This is a genomic window from Paraburkholderia sp. BR14320, assembly GCF_040948665.1.
Classification (GTDB): domain Bacteria; phylum Pseudomonadota; class Gammaproteobacteria; order Burkholderiales; family Burkholderiaceae; genus Paraburkholderia; species Paraburkholderia youngii.
Genome location: NZ_JBFPKG010000229.1, coordinates 1 through 734, shown reverse-complemented (window position 1 = coordinate 734; position 734 = coordinate 1). Strand labels below are relative to the sequence as shown.

Annotated in this window: 1 protein-coding gene; it reads left to right on the top strand. The window is 54.1% G+C overall.

Translation table 11 applies throughout. The features are described from left to right. Window positions 1–273, top strand: a 273-nt coding sequence (locus AB3X89_RS40050; RefSeq protein WP_368588036.1) for a hypothetical protein, incomplete at its 5' end; no start/stop codon positions are given. Window positions 274–734 lie beyond the last annotated feature (461 nt).

Below are 734 nucleotides of genomic sequence, written 5' to 3'. Positions count from 1 at the left end.
GCTCAAAACCCGGCCGATAACTCGCGAATGGATCGATTTACAAAAATGAGAGTTAAGCGAGCGGCTGGCCCTGAGGCCGCCGAGACCATTATTCGCGGACTAAGAAGCAGTGGCAATGCATGGGATCAAGCGAGCGGAACTCGCAACCCGTATACGGAATACGTTGATCCATACGGACGTGTCTCGGCCTTTAATGATATGCCGCCTGACTATCTTGAGCGTTACCTTGACGCAAAAGACGAGATGAGACTCGCATTTCCTATCCGCGATTAGACGGTGTTAGGCACCTTGAAGTCATCTCGTTATACAGAATTGGTGCAGTAGCTGTAGCGGCCCGATAACATCCGACGCAGGACCCGATTACATCGGTCGTTTCGGAACCACATTCGCTGAGAATATCGCCGGCCATGAACGAGCCCACATTAATTGAGAACGGCCCGATTACATCGACCAAGGCCCACATTCAGTGAGAACGTCTGGCGACTCATGGTGCCCTGGTTGCTCACAACTGAATCGTCGCCTGGTTGACGCCTGCGCAGAGCGCACCCGGCTCAACTGTAATAGGTCGCGCCATCCTGATGGCATTGTCACGTTATCGAGATGGTCGGGGGCTTTGTTCAGCAGGGTAGGCCCGCAGTTGGTTGCGGACGCAACTAGAGCTTTTTGACGCAAACGGCCTTGCCGAAGCTGTTCCACAGATTCACGAGGTTCGCGATAATCACGCCCTCGCGCTG